This window comes from Novosphingobium sp. FKTRR1, assembly GCF_020404405.1.
GTDB lineage: Bacteria > Pseudomonadota > Alphaproteobacteria > Sphingomonadales > Sphingomonadaceae > Novosphingobium.
In genome coordinates this window covers 48,211-65,723 of the sequence record NZ_JAIZDA010000010.1, presented here as the reverse complement: position 1 = coordinate 65,723, position 17,513 = coordinate 48,211, and the positions used below count along the sequence as shown (strand labels likewise).

Below are 17,513 nucleotides of genomic sequence, written 5' to 3'. Positions count from 1 at the left end.
TGCCGGACCGCTCGCCCCAAGTTCCACCTTGCGGGTGGGGGCGGGCTTCCCCACTTGCGCAAAAGGTCCCGCACACGGGCTTGCGGGAATCGAACAAATCTGGAACACCGCCGTCCCATGTCCTTATCGCAAATCTCCATTCGCGGCGCGCGTGAGCATAACCTCAAGGGTTTCGACGTCGATCTGCCGCGCGACAGTCTGATCGTCATCACCGGGCTTTCCGGCTCGGGCAAGTCGAGCCTGGCGTTCGACACGATCTATGCCGAAGGGCAGCGGCGCTATGTCGAAAGCCTTTCGGCTTATGCCCGCCAGTTCCTCGAAATGATGCAGAAGCCCGATGTCGAGCATATCGACGGGCTGTCTCCGGCCATCTCGATCGAGCAGAAGACGACCAGCCGCAACCCGCGCTCGACCGTGGCGACGGTGACCGAGATCTACGACTACATGCGCCTGCTGTGGGCGCGGGTGGGCATTCCCTATTCGCCCGCCACCGGCTTGCCGATCACCGCGCAAACCGTCAGCCAGATGGTCGACCGGGTGATGACGCTGCCCGAAGGGACGCGCGCGTTCCTGCTGGCTCCGGTGGTGCGGGGTCGCAAGGGCGAATACCGCAAGGAACTGGCCGAATGGCAGAAGGCGGGCTACACCCGCGTCCGCATCGATGGCGAAGTCTATGCGATCGAGGACGCGCCCGCGCTCGACAAGAAGCTCAAGCACGATCTTGAAGTCGTGGTCGATCGCATCGCGGTGCGCGACGGCATCCAGACCCGCCTTGCCGACAGCTTCGAACAGGCGCTCAAGCTGGCTGACGGGCTGGTCTACATCGATCTGGCGGATTCGACGGTGGCGGAACTGCAACCCTCCGCGCCACACGCGCCGAGCGAAGTCGTGGCACCCGCAAGTGATCTGTCGACTTCGCTTGAGGCGAACGGGGTGGATGCCGGCAAAAGTGCGGCAAAAAAGGCCGGCATGAAAAAGACCGGCCTGCCCGCCAACCGTATCGTCTTTTCCGAAAAGTTTGCCTGCCCGGTCAGCGGGTTCACGCTCGATGCGCTCGAACCCCGGCTGTTCTCGTTCAACGCGCCGCAAGGTGCGTGCCCGGCGTGCGACGGACTGGGCGAAAAGCTGCTGTTCGATCCGCAACTGGTGGTGCCGAACGAGAACCTCAGCCTGAAGCAGGGCGCGATCGTTCCGTGGGCCAAGTCCAACCCGCCCAGCCCTTATTACATGCAGGTTCTGGCCAGTCTGGCGGCGCATTACGGGTTCAAGCTCGATACCGCGTGGGAAGCGCTGCCGGGTGAGATCAAGCTGGTCATTCTCTACGGCACCGGTGGCAAGGCGGTGCCGCTGACCTTCGTCGACGGCAAGAAGAGCTACACCGTGCAAAAGGCGTTCGAGGGGGTGATCGGCAACCTCAACCGGCGCCTGTTGCAGACCGAAAGCGCGTGGATGAAGGAGGAACTGGGCAAGTACCAGACCGCCCAGCCATGCGAGACCTGCAACGGTGCGCGGCTCAAGCCAGAGGCGCTGTCGGTGAAAGTCGCCGGGCGCGATATATCGAGCGTGACGTGCCTGTCGGTTGCGGCAGCAGTGGAGTGGTACGGGGCGCTCGATGCGCAACTGACCAACCAGCAAAGCCAGATCGCCAAGGCAATCCTCAAGGAAATCAACGAGCGACTTGGCTTCCTCAACAATGTCGGGCTCGATTACCTCAACCTCGACCGCACCTCGGGCACTTTGTCGGGCGGTGAATCGCAGCGCATCCGTCTGGCCAGCCAGATCGGGTCGGGGCTTTCGGGCGTGCTCTACGTGCTCGATGAGCCGTCGATCGGGTTGCACCAGCGCGACAACGACCGGCTGCTCGAAACGCTCAAGCGGCTGCGCGATCTGGGCAATACCGTGATCGTGGTCGAGCATGACGAGGATGCGATCCGCACCGCCGACCATATTCTCGATCTGGGGCCGGGCGCGGGCATCCATGGCGGGGAGATCGTGGCGCAAGGAACGCTTGCCGACATTCTGGGCAATCCCAACAGCCTGACCGGCCAATACCTGACCGGTGCAAGGCGGATCGAGGTTCCTGCCAAGCGGCGGAAGGGCAACGGCAAGAAGATCGTGATCGAAGGCGCGCGCGCCAACAACCTCAAGAACGTGACGGCCAAGATCCCGCTGGGTACGTTCTGCTGCATCACCGGCGTGTCAGGCTCGGGCAAGTCGTCGCTGACCATCGACACCTTGCAGGCCGGGGCGGCGCGGGTGCTCAACGGCGCGCGCGTGGTGGCGGGCGCGCACGATGCCATTCGCGGGCTGGAAAATTGCGATAAGGTGATCGAGATCGACCAGTCGCCGATCGGTCGCACCCCGCGCTCCAACCCGGCCACGTACACCGGCTCGTTCACACTGATCCGTGACTGGTTTGCCGGGCTGCCCGAATCCGCAGCGCGCGGGTACAAGCCGGGGCGGTTCAGCTTCAACGTCAAAGGCGGGCGCTGCGAGGTCTGTCAGGGCGACGGCCTGATCAAGATCGAGATGCATTTCCTGCCCGACGTCTATGTCACGTGCGAGGAGTGCGGCGGCAAGCGGTACAATCGCGAAACGCTCGACGTGAAGTTCAAGGGCCACTCGATCGCCGATGTGCTCGACATGACGATCGAGGATGCGGTCGAATTCTTCAAGGCGGTGCCACCGATCCGCGAGCGGATGCACATGCTCGCCGAAGTCGGTCTGGGCTACATCAAGGTCGGCCAGCAGGCGACCACGCTATCGGGCGGCGAGGCGCAGCGGGTCAAGCTGGCCAAGGAACTGGCGCGCCGCTCGACCGGGCAAACGCTCTACATCCTCGATGAGCCGACCACCGGTCTGCATTTCGAGGACGTTCGCAAGCTGCTGGAAGTGCTGCACCGGCTGGTTGAACAGGGCAACTCGGTGGTGGTGATCGAACACAACCTCGATGTCATCAAGACCGCCGACTGGATCCTTGATCTCGGTCCCGAAGGCGGGGTGCGCGGCGGTGAACTGGTGGCCGAAGGCACGCCCGAACAAGTGGCGAAGAACCCCGCCAGCTTCACCGGACACTACCTGAAACCGCTGCTCAAGCAGTGAAGCGCGAAGGGCGCGGGGATCAGTCCGCGCCCTGGCTGCTCAGGAAGGCGATGGCGCGGCGCAAGTCTGCCTCGGCAATCGCGCCGTCCTCCATGATTGTGTGGCCATTGCGGTTGTCGCGGATGGCGATGGCGGGGGTGCCCTGAACGCCGGCAACTTCGGCCGCCTGCATCTGCTGCACCAGCCTGCGGCCAGTGTCCTGATTGCCGATACAGGAAACCAGCGCCGACGTGTCCCGCGCACCCGATTGGGCGGCGAGCAAGCCGAGCGGGTCGTCGTGCCCCGAAGCGCCCGGCAGACCCCGACCGTTGCCTTGGGTTGCTGCGAGCCAGCCATCCAGAAAGCGGTAATAGCCATCCGGTCCCGCCTGATCGCCGACGCACAGCGACGCCAGCGAGCCTTGCACGGCGGCCTGCCCGTGGAACGGCAAGGGAAACAACCGCACCACCAGATTGACCCCGGTCCCCAGATCATCGACCACGCGTTGCGGCATCGCACCCAGCGTCTTGCAGTACGGGCATTCGGGGTCGAGCCAGATGATCACGCTGAGATTGGCGGTGGGCGATCCGTGGACGCGGTCACTCGCATCGGCGGGGGCAACATGCGTTGCCACGCGCCAACCGCTGTCAGGGGTGTCGGCGGCAAGCGCGGGGGCGGCTGGCGAGAACAGCGTGAGCGCGAACAGGGTCAGCGCGGCACGGGCGATACGATGCAGATGGATCATGCAATCAGACGTTCCATGCCGTGCGTCGCATTGCAACCGCTGACTGCATCGTGTCACGGCAATGCCCTCGTTGAGGCTTGGTCGCGCCTTGGTTGCGCTTTGGCTGTTCCCGACGTTATACAGCCAGCATGACCAGACTGTTCCTTGCATGGCTTCTGTTGCTGTTCGCTCCCCTTTCGTCGGCGCAGGCGCAGACACGCGGGCCGCTCGTGCTGGCGGCGGCGAGCTTGCAGGAATCGCTCAATGCCGTGGCGGATGTGTGGGCCGCCCGTCATCATCCAAGGCCGGTGCTGTCGTTTGCGGCCAGTTCGGCGCTGGCCCGGCAAGCGCTGGCAGGGGCGCCGGCTGACTTGTTCATCTCGGCTGACGAGGATTGGATGAACGAGCTGGCCCGCGCGCGGTTGATCGTCCCGGCCAGCCGCGCCGATCTGGTCGGCAACGCGCTGGTGTTGGTGGCTCCGGCGAACAGCACTTTGCGGCTTGATCCCCGCCCCGGTTTTGCATTGGCGAGGGCGCTGGGCCCGAACGGCAGGCTGGCCATGGCGGACCCGGATACCGTCCCGGCAGGTCGCTATGGCAAGCAGGCCCTGATTGCCTTGAAGGTCTGGCCGCTGGTTTCCGGACAGCTTGCGCGTGCCGAGAACGTGCGCGCGGCGCTGGCGCTGGTCTCGCGCGGTGCCGCGCCATTGGGCATTGTCTATGCCACCGATGCGCGGGCCGAGCCCGGCGTGCGGGTGATCGGTGTGTTCCCGCCGCAAAGCCATGCGCGGATCGTCTACCCGCTGGCCCGGTTGACGAGTGCCAGCGCGCCCGATGCCGAGCCGTTCCGCCGGTTCCTGCTCTCGCCCGAGGCACGCGCGATCTTCCATCGCTTTGGCTTCACGACACGCTGATGGGCGCATGGTTGTCCGTCGATGAGTGGCAGATCGTCGCGTTGTCGGCCAAAGTCGGCATTGTGGCGGTGTTGGGCACGCTGCCGGTCGCGTTCGCGCTGGCGTGGGTGCTGGCGCGCGCGCGTTTTCCGGGGAAGGTCGTGGTCGACGCGCTGATCCACCTGCCGCTCGTGCTGCCGCCGGTCGTGATGGGTTGGCTGTTGCTGGTGGCCTTCGCGCCGCATGGCCTGCTTGGCGCGCCGCTGGAGCGCCTGTTCGGGATGACGCTGTTGTTCCGCTGGACCGGTGCGGCGTTGGCGGCAGCGGTGATGGCACTGCCGCTGATGGTCCGCGCGATCCGGTTGTCGCTCGAGGCGGTCGATCCCCGTCTTGAGGCAGCGGCGCGGACGTTGGGAGCTGGGCCTTGGCGCACGTTCGCCACGATCACGCTGCCGCTGGCGCTGCCCGGCGTGCTGGCCGGGGCGGTGTTGGGGTTTGCCCGCTCGCTGGGAGAATTCGGCGCCACGATCACGTTCGTGTCGAACATTCCGGGCGAAACGCAGACCTTGCCGCTGGCAATCTATGCCGCGCTGCAAGTGCCGGGAGGCGATGCCACGGTAACGCGGCTGGCGCTGGTGTCGGTCGCACTTTCGCTTGTCGCGCTGGTGGCATCCGAAGCGCTGTCGCAGCGGATGGGCACTGCAGGTCAGAGCCGACATGTCCTTTGACGTGGCCGTCACCTTGCGTCGCGGCACGTGGGAACGCCGTATTGCGTTCACCAGCGGCCCCGGCGTGACCGCGCTGGTCGGGCCATCGGGCGTAGGCAAGACCAGCACGCTCGATGCAATTGCAGGCCTGTTACGTCCGCGCGCCGGCCACGTGACGGTGGGTGGAGTGGCTTTGTTCGACAGCAATGGTGCGATCGATCACCCGCCCGAGCGCCGCGCTTGCGGCTACGTCTTTCAGGATTATCGCTTGTTCCCACACCTCACCGTGCGGGCAAACCTGCAGTTCGGCGAGCGTCTGGCGCCGAACAAGCGCCGCTTCCTGACGCTGGCCGAGGCTTGCGCGTTCCTTGGCCTTGGCGAACTGCTGGACCGCAAACCGTCCACGCTATCGGGCGGCGAGGCACAGCGCGTAGCGATCGGCCGCGCTTTGCTGGCGGGGCCACGCTTCCTGTTGATGGATGAGCCGCTCAGCGCAGTCGATGCGCCCCGCCGCGCCACGATCGCCGAGGTGATCGACCGCATCCGCCGTGATCTCGCGCTTCCGGTCTTGCTGGTGACCCATTCGGCCGAAGATGTTGCGCGACTGGCCGATACGGTGATTGCACTCGATTGAGCATCACCGTCACCAGCCTTTGCGGGCCAGATCCTGATGCTCGCCCAGAGCTGGCGCACGCAAGGTGACGCGCGCGGGTTCATCGGCAAAGCGGATCGGCGGCCCTAGATGACGCCGACCGAGGTCATCGGTCAGCACAAAGCCGCGCGCCGCGATCTGTTCATCCTCAAGCGCTTGCGGATAGGTGTTGACCCGACCCCAGCATACATCGATCCGGTCGAGCAGCGCCCCCGCTTCCGCCAGTGTGTGGCTGGCAAAGAACGCGGCCAGTGTATCGACCACCGGTTGCTGGTGCGGTCCTGGCGCGTCGCACAGCGGGACAAGTTCCGACCGCCCGAGATGGCCCAACAATGCCGCGATGAACTTGGGCTCTTGCCCAGCCAGCGCCAACTTCTCGCCATCGCTGCAGGCGTACCAGCGATAGAACGCCGCTCCACCGGTGGTGCGCTCGTGCCCGATGACGGGCTGTCGGCTCTCGGCCAGCGTTGGGCCAAGTACGTTGGCGGTGGCTGACAGCAACGCTTCCTGCATGGAAATATCGATGAAATCGCCGCGCCCGGTACGCTCGCGCGCATAAAGTGCCATCAACACCGCCGAAAGCCCGTTCAGCGCCGACAAATAGTCGGACAATGGCAGCGCGGGCATGGCCGGTTGACCGTCGTTCCCCTGATTGGCGCCCAATACGCCGGTCAAGGCTTCCAGCGCCAGATCATGTGCGGCGCGCCCCGAACGCGGCCCATCCTGACCAAACGCGCTGATCGCGCAAGTGATCAGGCGGGGATTGCGCGCGGCCAAGGTGGCATGATCAATGCCCAGCCGCGCCGCGACGCCGGGCCGGTTCGATTCCACGAGCACGTCGGCCTCGTCCGCCAGCCGCAGGAAGGCGGCATGGTCTGCCGTATCCTTCAGGTTCAGGACGATGCTGTGCTTGCCGCGGTTGAAGTTGCGGAAGTATACCGTGTCGGGTCCGTCCTTCAGGCCGATGTGCCGGGTATGGTCGCCGCCGGGTGCCTCGACCTTGACCACGGTTGCCCCATGATCGGCCATGGCCATCGTCAGGTAGGGGCCGGGAATGTAGCTCGACAGGTCAAGCACCCGGATTCCGGACAGTTTCATGCAAGGTCTCCCATCGCGGGAAACCATGGCCGGGAAGGGATTTCAATTCAAGCGCACGATTAAATCGGCCTTGGATTGACCCGTGCGGGCGTCAGATCTCCAACTGGCTGCCCAGTTCGATCACGCGGTTTGTCGGCAGTTTGAAGAACTGCATCGCGCTTTCGGCGTTGCGCACCATCCATGCGAACAGCTTTTCGCGCCAGATCGCCATGCCGGGCCGCTTAGAGGCGATCAGCGTCTGGCGGGCGAGGAAGTAGCTGGTTTCCATGGGCTTGAACGGACCACCCGCCCGGTCTTCGGCGGCAAGTTCGGCTGGCACGTTGGCTTCGTCCATGAAGCCGATATGGATGACCATGCGATAAAAACCATGCCCCAGATCCTCGACCTCGCGTCGGGTTTCGGGCCGCACATGGGGCACGCCTTCAGTAACGACGGTCAGCACCACGACGCGGTCATGCAGAACATGATTGTGCTTGAGGTTGTGGAGCAGCGCCGGGGGAATGCCCTCAGCCGTGGAGGCGAGGAACACCGAAGTACCCGAAACGCGGCGGACTTTGTCGCATACCGAGTTGAGGAACAAGTCGAACGGCATCGAATCTTCGGCCAGCCGTTCGCGCAGGATGCGCCGTCCTGTGGCCCAGGTCGTCAGCATCACGAACACGATTGCTGCAACCAGTAGCGGGAACCAGCCGCCGTCGGGGATCTTGGTCATATTGCTGGCAAAGTATGCGCCATCGACCAGCAGGAACACCCCGGTCATCGCGGTGGCCAGCACCGGCGGCCACTTCCACACGGCAAAGGTCAGCACCCCCAACATACAGGCGGAGATGAACATCGTGCCGGTAACGGCAATGCCATAGGCCGAAGCAAGGTTGGACGAGGACTTGAAGCCCAACACCAGCAGCACGACGAGCACCAGCAGCGCCCAGTTGACGAGCGGCACATAGATCTGCCCGGCGGCCTTGGCGCTGGTGTGCAGGATGCGGATGCGCGGCAGGAAGCCAAGCTGGATCGCCTGCTGGCTGACCGAATAGGCACCGGAGATGACCGCTTGGCTTGCGATGATCGTGGCCATTGTGGCCAGAATCACCAGCGGCAGGCGGCCCCATTCGGGCGCCATCAGGAAGAACGGGTTTTCGACCAGTTCGGGCTGCACCATCAGCGTTCCGGCCTGCCCCAGGTAGTTGAGCAGCAAGCAGGGAAATGCGACCCATAGCCATGCGATCGTGATCGCCTTGCGGCCGAAGTGGCCCATATCGGCATAGAGTGCCTCGGCCCCGGTCACCGACAGCACCACGCTGCCCAGCGCGAGGAAGGCCAATGCCGGGTCAAGCAGGAAGAAATTGAGCGCATACCATGGGTTCAAGGACCAAAGCACTTGCGGCGCGCGGACAATGCCGCTGATCCCCAGCGCCGCGATGACCGCGAAGTAGATCAGCATGATCGGTCCGAACAGCTTGCCCACCGCTGCCGTGCCACGTGCCTGAATCGCGAACAGTCCGATCAGAATCGCGATCGAGATTGGCAGCACCACTTCCTCGAACGCGGGGTGGACGACCTCAAGCCCTTCGACTGCCGAGAGGACCGACATGGCCGGGGTGATGATCGCGTCGCCATAGAACAGCGCGGTGGCGATGATCCCGAGCAGGATCGTGAAGTGGCTCCAGCGGGTCTCGCCCAGTTTGCGACCGAGCAGGGCCAGCAGTGCCAGACTGCCGCCTTCGCCCTTGTTGTCGGCATGCAGGATCACGAACACGTACTTGACCGTGACGATCAGCATCATCGTCCAGAATACCAGCGACAGCACGCCGAATATATGCGGCGTGTCGACCGGCAGCCGGTGATGGCCGATGAAAGTTTCCTTCAGCGAATAGAGCGGACTGGTGCCGATATCGCCGAATACCACGCCGATCGCGCCGACGGCCAACGTGCTCAGGCTGTCACCATGATGGAGGCCGTCATCCGGTTGGCTCGAATCGGGTGAGCCATCGTGCGAAATCGCGGTCGAAAGGGCTGTCATGGGCGCGCCGCTACGCTTCCTTAACGCCCTTCGCCAGCGTTTTTATGGGTTCTGCGCCAAAGCGCCATGCTGGGTCGATGGCCGAATTGCCGATCGGCCGACCGGGTGCCTTTCCCCCACGGTTCACTTGGGCGGCGCCGGTTCGGACAACCTGACCGCATCCGGCTCGAACCGGCTACCCGGATCGCGTGCCACCCGATTGGCCGGAACCGCGCGATCAAGCCCGTCGATCGCGCGGATGACGGTTGTCACCACGGGCGTATTGCCCTTCCCCGCGGCACGAGCGCTGCGGCCTTCGGCATCATAACGTGCCTCACCGGGCAGTACCCAGCCCGGCTCAAGCGCTCCCATAAGCGCCAACAGCCTGGCCTTGGCGATGTAGGCGTTTGCGACTGCGCTGGTGTAGCTGCTCCGCACCGACAGCAACTCGCGCAGCAGTTGCAACACGTCCAGCGTGGTGAACTGTCCGGCGCGCTCCTGCAGAACCGCGCCGTCATACGCGCGTTGGGCCGAGGCGACCGAAGCCGCCAGTCGGTCGATCCCGGCACTTTGCGCCAGCCAGTCGTTCCATGCTTGTGCCAGACCCGATCGGCTTTCGCGCAGCGCAGCATCTATTAACCGCCAGTCGCTGTCATTGGCGGCTTGCGCTTCGGCCACCTTTGCCTGTCGCAAACCGCTTTCGAAGATCGGGCCGGACAGGATGATTTCGGCCTTTTCCTCGTTGTAGTGGGCATAGTTGTCGTAAGCGCTGAGGCTGCCGCGCGTGGCGCTGGCGCGCAAGTCCAGCCGCGGCATGAGGTCGGCCTTGGCAGCGGAAACCCCGGCCCGCGAAACCTTCTCGCGCTCGTGCGCAGCCAAAAGGATGGGGCTGTGCACTTCAGCAAATGCGTAGGCTTCTTCGAGCGACTGCACCGGCAGCGAAAACTCGGGTGGCGTCACCAGCGCCCCGGCCGGAGCGCCGACCCGCTGGACGAAGTTGGCCTCGCTCGATGCTGCGTCGCGTTGGGCACTATATAGTTGCGCGCGGCCAAGCTCATAGCGGGTGAGCACCTGCTCAAGATCGGTCGCGGTGACCTCGCGTACCTTCAACCGCGCCTGATTGTCACCCAGTTCGCGTTGCAGTGCCTGCAGGTTGTCGGTCGCGATCCCGACGCCTGCGCGGTCCCGCAGAACGCCGACATAGGCGGACACCGCATCCAGCAGCGCCTGCTGCTCGTTCGAACGCACCAACTGGATCTGATAGGCCCGCTGCGCGCTGGCCGCACGTTCCTGAGAGAAATTGCGGCCGAAAGTATAGAGTGGCTGGGTCAGGATCGCAGCGGCGCTCGAGCTCCAGCCCCCGATGATTGTGTTCCTGGACGAGCCGAGGCGGCGTTGCAGAAACGTCGGCTCGCTATCGTCGCGTTGCCAGCCATGGGTCAACTGGTAATCGAGCTTTGGCCCATACTCGGCGCGGACCTCTGCCTGTCGGTAACCGTATTGTTGCAAGGTCGCACGTTGCGCCAGAACGCTTGGCGAAGTCCAGTAAGCCAGTCTGAGGGCATCAGCCAATTCGGTGACCGGAACCGCAGCATCGGCGCGTGCCACGATATCGGCTGGGGTATCGGAAGGCAGCGCCGGTCGGATCTGAACGCGCTCATCCGCATCGCCCCCAAGATAATCCCGCTCGCCAGTTCCTTCGTCTGCCGGGGCAGGTGGACCGAGCGGAGTAGGTGCCTGCGCTTCTGCCATCGATCGCGCAGTTGTGACGTAGCCACTTACGCTGCTTTCCCGGACGGGCTGCGGACGAGGCATGGTCGTTTCGGGCAGTGCCGGAGTCTTGCCTCCGGGCGCGTCGGCCATCAGTGGCGCACATGGCACCGCGAGCAAGCTCAGGCCGACAGAGATAATCAGGCTTCGCGCGAACACCGTGCGCCCTGCTGGCTGGGAGGAATTGGTCATCGGGCTCGATCGCTCAATTGTCGCGGAACGCGCGCATGAACTGATCGCGCAACGGCTTGGTGACATAGGAGATAAGCGAGCGGTTGCCGGTTTCGATATAGACTTCGGCGGGCATACCGCTGCGCAAGGTCATGCCTTCGCGCTTGACCGCTGCCTGATCCACTTCGATCCGAACCATGTAGAAGCTTTGGTGTGACTCGGCGTTTTCCGTCCGGTCGGTCGCCAGATAGACGACCTTGCCGGGGATTTCGGGCGTGGTGGCGCGGTTGAACGACGAGAACCGCACGCGGGCGTTCAACCCGCGTACGACCTGATCGATGTCGGTCGGGCTGACCATCGCTTCGACCACCATCGCATCATGGTCGGGCACGATTTCCATGATCGGTTCGGCAGGCCGCACCACGTCTCCGACAGCTGAGAAGGCGATCTTTTCGATCGTGCCCGAATAAGGCGCACGGATTTCGCTTCGGGTCTTGCCATCGACCGCAGCGATCGAGCGCATCTGCTGCTGGTTGAGCGCGGTGTTGACCTGTGCCAGATCGTTGCCCGCCTGCACACGCCGGGTCTGGGTGGTCTGAATCGCCTGTTCCTGCGCCTCGGTGATCTTGGCGCGGGTCTGGGCGATCTGCGACTGGAGCGAACCGATCGAGCCTTCCATGTCGACCGCAGTCCGCTCAAGCTGGTTCAGCCGGTTGATCGTGACCAGTTGCTTGTCCCACAATTCCTTGACCCCCTGACGCTCGGGTTCGATCAGCTTGCGCTGCGCCTGCATGGCGTGGATTTGCGATTCCAGACCCTTGATCTCTTGCTGGTACTGGTTGATCCGTGCAGCAAGCTGCGCCTTGATGTCCGCCTCCTCACGCTGGCGCATCCCGAACAAGTGCTGTTCGTCCGCCATCGCCTTGCGCGCGGTATCGCTGTCCGCGCCTGTCAATTCCGAGGGGAAGGCGATGCCGCCGACGCCAAGACGCTCGGCTTCCAGCCGTGCTTTCTGCGCCAGCAACTGCTCGACCGTCAGGTTGGAATATTGCGCGTCGGCACCGGTGACATTGTCATCAAGCCGCATCAGGAGTTGCCCGGCCTCAACATGTTCGCCGTTGTGAACCAGGATTTCCTTGATCACGCCCCCGTTCGGGTGAGCAATCCGCTTGACCCGCGATTCGACGCCGACCTGGCCCGCACCAATGACTGCGCCGCCGATCGGCACAATGGCAGCCAGCACGACCAGAACCCCGAAAAAGCCGACGACCGCCTGCAGCAGCCGGCGTAGCAGTCGCGGCGTGGCGGCATGCGTCTTTTGCGCGGGATCGTCCCACAGATGCGGCAGCAGGGCCTTGGCCTGATCCGCGGTCGGTACGATGGCGTTGCTGCTCATGCCTCGGTTCCTTCAGAGGTCGCGCGGCCCTGCCCATCGGCTGCAGCGCTCGGCTGGCCTTCCTTGACAATGCGCGGCGGCTCCGCCCCGTGCAGGCGCTTGAGCACGGCATCCTTTTCGCCAAAGTCGGCGAGGCGGCCGCTGTTGATCACGGCCAAGTGTGTGGCTGGGCCAAGTGTTGCGGGCCGGTGGGTGATCATGATGACGATGCCACCGCGCGCCTTCACGCCGTTGACCGCGTCGGCCAGGGCCGCATCGCCGGTTGCATCGAGGTTGGAGTTGGCTTCATCGAGCACGAGCAAAAACGGATCGCCGTACAATGCGCGGGCGAGGCCGATGCGCTGGCGCTGCCCAGCCGACAACTCGACGCCGCCGCCCGACACTTGCGTTTCATAACCATCGGGCAGCGCGAGGATCGCTTCGTGCATGCCAGCCCCGCGGGCAGCGGCGATGACTTGTTCCGACGTCGCATCGGGATCGAAGCGGGCGATGTTCTGGCCGATCGAGCCATCGACGAGGTCGACTGTCTGGGGGACATAGCCAAAGTAGCTGCCGAGTGTTTCTGCGTCCCACTGGTCAAGCGTAGCGCCGTCGAGCCGCACTTCGCCGCGCGCGGGCTTCCAGATGCCGAGGATGGCACGGACCAGCGTCGTTTTGCCCGCAGCGCTCGGCCCGATCACGGCCAGCGCCTGTCCCGGGGTCAGCGAAAGCGTGACGCCCTGCAGGGTGAAGCGCTGCGCCCCGGGCGGGTTCATCCATAGCTCGCGGATCGATATCTCGTTACTGGGCCGCGCAAGCGTGACGGTGCGCGGGGGCGGCTTACGGTAGATGCCGATGGCCTGAACCACGCGACCCCAGCCCGAACGGGCTGCAACCATGCCCCGCCAGTTAGCGATAGCCATATCGATCGGCGACAGTGCGCGGCCCGACAGCACCGATGAGGCAAGGATGACGCCGCCGCTTGCCTTGCCGTCGATCACCAGCAGTGCCCCGACTGTGAGGATCAGCGATTGCAGGAGCATACGAAACGACCGGCTGGCTCCGCCAAGCCGCGACACCGTGCGCGACAGGAACGATTGGGCCGCGATGAAGTCATCTTCCCACGCCGACGTGCGCGCGACTAGGCGGTCCTGCATCCCCATGGCCAACGCCGATTCGGCAAAGCGGATTTCCGACAGGGCTGCGGCCGAGCGACGCCCGGTGATCGTGGCGATCTCCTTCGACCCTTCCTGCGTGCGCCGGTTCGACCAGATCGCCAGCGCTGCCATGATCAGCGAGCCGGCCAGCGCGGTGAGGCCGAGCCACCAGTGCAGCGCGAACAGCACCAGCATGAACACGATCACCCACGGCAGATCGATCAGCGCGACCGGACCTTGCCCGGCAAGGAAAGTGTGGATCGCATCAAGGTCACGGGTGAATTGCAGCCCGTCTCCGCGATCGGGGCCGCTGCGCAGCGGGCGGCTGACGGTGGCGTAGTGGACCGCGGAGAACAGGTCATCGTGTACGCCGTTGGCGACACCGAGCATCGCTTCGCTGCGGATCGCCTCAAACACCGACTGGAATGCGTAAAGCAGCACCAGCATGGCGAACAGACCGATGAGGGTGGGGATGCTGCGGCTTGGCAAGACCGAGTCATAGACCAGCATCATGTAGGCCGATCCGGAAAAAACCAGAAGGTTCAGCAAAGTGCTGGCCACTCCGACCAACACGAGGTTGCCCCGATAGCGCTGCAGGAATACCTTGAACAACTGACGGTCCACGCGCGCGAAACTCCCCCCGGAGATCAAAATTGGGCCAGCAAGCCCGGTCAACTCTGCACCCACCCAGTTCATGGGGTTTGGCAAAGCAGTCAAGCGGCGCTACGCAGGAATTGTTACGGTTCTTGATCTATTACAGGCAGGAATGGACTATTATGTCCGAATGCGGTCAGGTTGAGCCAAGCGCATCAGCGCACCAGCGCATCAGCGCACGCCGCCTAACATTCAAGCCGCATTTGCCAGCGGTATCAGGCGTGGCGGTGCCAGTCGAAGTGCGTCCGACAGTTCGATGACCTGCGTGATGGCCTTTGCTTCGGCGGCGCTCAGTCCCGCGAAATCAGGCAGAAATGCCCGGCACGCTTGCAGCAGGTTGCCGGGGCTGCGCTCCAGTTCCGCGCGATAGAGTTCAAGCGTGAAGCAGCCATCGACATCGGCCCAGCGGACGCCGCTTGGGCCAGGTCGCTGGTGGAATGCCCAAAGCGCGTCGATCGCGCGGTTCACCGCATCGCGGGTCTGGTCGACCAAGGCGGCACCCGAGGCGCGCGCCTTCAGGCGTTGGCGATAGCGGCGTTGGCGTTCGGCATTGGTGAGGGCCATGTCCCGATAATCGCTGCCGACAGCACGTGCGGCAATCCGGGGAGTGCCCGTAACGTAACACTGCGTAGCGCGGCGCGTCGAAAGCGCGCCGCATCGATCAGTTCGCCGGATCGCTGACCGCCAGCAGCGCCAGTTCGGTGCGATTTTCGATGCCCAGTTTCTGATACATCGCGTGCAAGTACACTTTCACCGTGCCTTCGCCGATGTTCAATTCCTGGCCGATATCGCGATTGCGCATGCCGCGCGCGACCAGCCGGGCGATTCTGCGTTCGCGCGGGTTGAGCCGGTCAAGCGGCCCTTTGTCCTCAGGCTGGAGCGATAGATCGAGCGCGCGTTGCAAGTACTCTGGTGCAATCACCTTTTGTCCGGCGTGGACTTTTTCGAGCACGTCGAGCAATTCATCCTCAGCGCCTTCCTTCGAGACGATGCCGCTGACGCCGGCGCGCATGACCGCAATCAACTGGCGGTCGGTCAGGCCAGCAGTCAGCACCACGACCGGCCGTTCGTCCCCCTGACTACGCAACATTTCGAGCGCGGCGACACCATTGATGCCAGGCATGTTGATGTCGAGCAGCACAATCTGGGGGTCGTTGCTGGCGATGGCGGCAAGGGTTTCCTCGCCACTGGCGGCGCCAGCCACGACTCCGAACGGCGTGCCGCGCAAGACCGCTGTGACGCCTGCACGGATGAAACCGTGATCATCTGCCACTAATACCCCGATCATGTCGTCAGCCTTACCGGAATTTGGATTTCAAGTCGTGCGCCGGGATGTCCATGGCAAATTTGGAGACGTCCGCCCAGTGCCTCGACACGCTCGCTGATCGAGCGCGGGCGCATTTTCGCACATTCGTCGGAAAATCCGCGGCCATCGTCACTGATCGATAGGCGCAGGGCATCGCGTTCATCGCGCGTCACCGCGACGGAGACCTGACTGCAGCCACCGTGGCGGACGGCGTTGGCTACCGCTTCGCGCACGACCTGACGCAATTCGTAAGTCAGAGCGATCGGTGCGACGAGCTGGCCGGGCGTCGCGTCAAGCTTCGTGATGATGCGCCAGTGGTGGCCCAGTTCATCGGTCAGCGCGGCCAGTTCGGCAACAAGGTCGGTGCCGCGATCGCCACTTTCGCCAAGCCGCAAGCGCTCGATCATCGCGCGCAGTTGGCCCTGTTCATGGCGCAAGGCATCCTTCATCGCGATTATTTCGGGGTCGGGGTCACGCCCCTCTCGCAGCCAGCGGCGCAGGGCTTCCAGGCGGAACTGGGTTCCGGCCAGGAACTGCGCCACGCTGTCATGCAAGTCCCGCGCAAGCGCATTGCGGACGCCCGCAACCGCCGCTGACTGCGCCAAGGCGGCCATTTCCTCGCGATCAAGCGCGAGGCCGATCTCGCGCGCCAGTCCGGTCGCTTCACCAAGATCATCGACGCATACGTCGGCGATGTCCCAAAGCAACAGCACTCCTTTACCGGCCGCAGAGCAGATCGGGACCAGAAGTCCCGTGTCGACGTTGCAATGGGCGGCCAGACCGATTTCGACCAGCCCCTTACGTGTTTCGTGGCGGCTATCCGTGCGGGCCACGATCGCGCGGCCACGCCGCCGGTCGAACAGGGTCGCGGCGCAATCCCGGCTGGCAAGGCTGTCGGCCAACGGGCCGGGGCCGATCCTTGTGTGGATCACGGCACCGTCGTCGTCGCGCATCACATCGACCCACGGTTCCTCGTCCTGCGCCAAAGCGATTGCCGCCCCGCCGGCCCCGATGGAGTGGCGGGCATAGGCCAAAGCGCCGCTCATAACCTGTACGCGGCGCTCGCCCGGAATGCCGGGCGGCTCGGGCAGGGCAAGCGGGGGCCGGCCGCGTCGATCGGAACCCAGCCAAGTGAGCATGATCGAGAGCAGTACCATGTAAGTCTGGCGCCGCGCGAAGCGGTATGGGTCCACATCATATCCGTATGCGACCAGGAAAGCGGCGGCCAACCCGTTCGACAGCAGCAATATCAGCGCCGTGCCGACAATCCCGTTCCAACCCCACCTGATCGTCGCATTGATCAGCAGGAACACCGCGAACGCCGTGAACGGGCTGATGAATTCCCCGTTGCTGGTTTCGGTGAAATAGACGGCGGCCAGAAACGAGGCGATGTCGGTCACGTGGACGATGCCCGCCAGGCGGAAGTCGTGCCACCAACTGCACCAGGCGATCGCCATGAGCAGCAGCGACCACGCAAGATAGCCGATCAGGAATCCATAGCAAAGATGAGGATTTCTGGCCGGTTGAGTCGGATCCAGCGCAAGCGCCAGCAGGAATGCGACGGCGATCAGTACCCGGCTTGTCGCCAGAACCCGTCCGCTTTTGCGGTTGAATTTGCGCCGACCCGATTCGGGTTTCTTCTCGGTCATGGTTTCGGTCACGTGCCAGGCCTCCTTGCCTGCAAAGCGCCCACTGCCGAACGCGGTCTACCGCGGCATGGCTTCCCGCCGAAATGGTGGTGTTCGATCATCCCTCTTGCGATCATCGCCGGATTGGACCATTCTTGCCTGAGTTGCTGAAAGATAGTGGCAGCATCTAAAAAACGGGTAGCGATGCCATCATCCCCTTGGGCCGGAGATGATGGTGTGAATTGGGCGGAAACCGCAAACGGTTTCTGGGGGGCAAAATGGTTGCTGCAAATGATGG

General features: G+C 64.1%; 13 protein-coding genes. 4 read left to right on the top strand and 9 right to left on the bottom strand.

The window, feature by feature from the left end; all coding sequences use genetic code 11:
* Positions 1 to 117 precede the first annotated feature (117 nt).
* Complete coding sequence (uvrA, locus tag LDN95_RS11435) at positions 118 to 3,102, top strand: excinuclease ABC subunit UvrA (RefSeq protein WP_226017806.1); 2,985 nt, start codon at positions 118 to 120, stop codon at positions 3,100 to 3,102.
* Between the two features lie 19 nt (positions 3,103 to 3,121).
* Here uvrA and LDN95_RS11430 read toward each other — a convergent pair whose 3' ends face one another.
* Entirely contained in the window at positions 3,122 to 3,826 is a 705-nt protein-coding gene (locus LDN95_RS11430; protein WP_226017805.1) for a thioredoxin domain-containing protein, read from the bottom strand.
* A 128-nt stretch (positions 3,827 to 3,954) separates the two neighbouring features.
* Here LDN95_RS11430 and modA point away from each other — a divergent pair, with 128 nt between their 5' ends.
* Genes modA through LDN95_RS11415 form a run of 3 tightly spaced genes read left to right on the top strand, consistent with a single transcriptional unit; the run spans position 3,955 to position 6,039 of the window.
* Entirely contained in the window at positions 3,955 to 4,719 is a 765-nt protein-coding gene (gene modA / locus LDN95_RS11425; protein WP_226017804.1) for a molybdate ABC transporter substrate-binding protein, read from the top strand.
* Positions 4,719 to 5,426 (top strand): molybdate ABC transporter permease subunit, encoded by a 708-nt coding sequence (modB, locus tag LDN95_RS11420; protein WP_226017803.1) that lies wholly within the window; start codon positions 4,719 to 4,721, stop codon positions 5,424 to 5,426. The genes modA and modB overlap by 1 nt, the downstream gene beginning before the upstream one ends.
* Positions 5,416 to 6,039, top strand: coding sequence for an ATP-binding cassette domain-containing protein (locus LDN95_RS11415; RefSeq protein ID WP_226017802.1), 624 nt, complete (start codon positions 5,416 to 5,418; stop codon positions 6,037 to 6,039). Before modB ends, LDN95_RS11415 begins: the two co-directional genes overlap by 11 nt.
* Positions 6,040 to 6,048: 9 nt before the next feature.
* Here the strand turns inward: LDN95_RS11415 and LDN95_RS11410 are convergent, their stop codons facing one another.
* The 8 genes from LDN95_RS11410 to LDN95_RS23310 all read right to left on the bottom strand — a co-directional run bounded on the left by LDN95_RS11410 (position 6,049) and on the right by LDN95_RS23310 (position 17,248).
* Positions 6,049 to 7,155: a CaiB/BaiF CoA-transferase family protein gene (locus LDN95_RS11410; protein ID WP_226017801.1), complete on the bottom strand. Its 1,107-nt coding sequence runs from the start codon at positions 7,153 to 7,155 to the stop codon at positions 6,049 to 6,051.
* Between the two features lie 91 nt (positions 7,156 to 7,246).
* Positions 7,247 to 9,175: a potassium transporter Kup gene (locus tag LDN95_RS11405; protein ID WP_226017800.1), complete on the bottom strand. Its 1,929-nt coding sequence runs from the start codon at positions 9,173 to 9,175 to the stop codon at positions 7,247 to 7,249.
* A 123-nt stretch (positions 9,176 to 9,298) separates the two neighbouring features.
* The gene (locus LDN95_RS11400; protein WP_226017799.1) at positions 9,299 to 11,116 is read right to left on the bottom strand and encodes a TolC family protein; all 1,818 of its coding nucleotides are present in this window, start codon (positions 11,114 to 11,116) and stop codon (positions 9,299 to 9,301) included.
* 13 nt (positions 11,117 to 11,129) lie between these two features.
* The gene (locus tag LDN95_RS11395) at positions 11,130 to 12,491 is read right to left on the bottom strand and encodes an HlyD family type I secretion periplasmic adaptor subunit (protein ID WP_226017798.1); all 1,362 of its coding nucleotides are present in this window, start codon (positions 12,489 to 12,491) and stop codon (positions 11,130 to 11,132) included.
* Positions 12,488 to 14,251 (bottom strand): type I secretion system permease/ATPase, encoded by a 1,764-nt coding sequence (locus tag LDN95_RS11390; protein ID WP_226017797.1) that lies wholly within the window; start codon positions 14,249 to 14,251, stop codon positions 12,488 to 12,490. Before LDN95_RS11390 ends, LDN95_RS11395 begins: the two co-directional genes overlap by 4 nt.
* Before the next feature lie 222 nt (positions 14,252 to 14,473).
* Positions 14,474 to 14,845, bottom strand: a complete 372-nt coding sequence (locus tag LDN95_RS11385) for a hypothetical protein (RefSeq protein WP_226017796.1) — start codon at positions 14,843 to 14,845, stop codon at positions 14,474 to 14,476.
* A gap of 97 nt (positions 14,846 to 14,942) precedes the next feature.
* A complete protein-coding gene (locus LDN95_RS11380; protein WP_226017795.1) occupies positions 14,943 to 15,569 on the bottom strand; it encodes a response regulator transcription factor in 627 nt (208 codons plus the stop codon).
* Positions 15,566 to 17,248 (bottom strand): histidine kinase, encoded by a 1,683-nt coding sequence (locus LDN95_RS23310; RefSeq protein WP_226017794.1) that lies wholly within the window; start codon positions 17,246 to 17,248, stop codon positions 15,566 to 15,568. Before LDN95_RS23310 ends, LDN95_RS11380 begins: the two co-directional genes overlap by 4 nt.
* Between the last annotated feature and the right edge of the window lie 265 nt (positions 17,249 to 17,513).

Coding starts and splice junctions, on each gene's coding strand:
- uvrA (WP_226017806.1), top strand. CDS start 118: ATGTCCTTATCGCAAATCTCCATTCGCGGCGCGCGTGAGCATAACCTC.
- LDN95_RS11430 (WP_226017805.1), bottom strand. CDS start 3,826: ATGATCCATCTGCATCGTATCGCCCGTGCCGCGCTGACCCTGTTCGCG.
- modA (WP_226017804.1), top strand. CDS start 3,955: ATGACCAGACTGTTCCTTGCATGGCTTCTGTTGCTGTTCGCTCCCCTT.
- modB (WP_226017803.1), top strand. CDS start 4,719: ATGGGCGCATGGTTGTCCGTCGATGAGTGGCAGATCGTCGCGTTGTCG.
- LDN95_RS11415 (WP_226017802.1), top strand. CDS start 5,416: ATGTCCTTTGACGTGGCCGTCACCTTGCGTCGCGGCACGTGGGAACGC.
- LDN95_RS11410 (WP_226017801.1), bottom strand. CDS start 7,155: ATGAAACTGTCCGGAATCCGGGTGCTTGACCTGTCGAGCTACATTCCC.
- LDN95_RS11405 (WP_226017800.1), bottom strand. CDS start 9,175: ATGACAGCCCTTTCGACCGCGATTTCGCACGATGGCTCACCCGATTCG.
- LDN95_RS11400 (WP_226017799.1), bottom strand. CDS start 11,116: ATGACCAATTCCTCCCAGCCAGCAGGGCGCACGGTGTTCGCGCGAAGC.
- LDN95_RS11395 (WP_226017798.1), bottom strand. CDS start 12,491: ATGAGCAGCAACGCCATCGTACCGACCGCGGATCAGGCCAAGGCCCTG.
- LDN95_RS11385 (WP_226017796.1), bottom strand. CDS start 14,845: ATGGCCCTCACCAATGCCGAACGCCAACGCCGCTATCGCCAACGCCTG.
- LDN95_RS11380 (WP_226017795.1), bottom strand. CDS start 15,569: ATGATCGGGGTATTAGTGGCAGATGATCACGGTTTCATCCGTGCAGGC.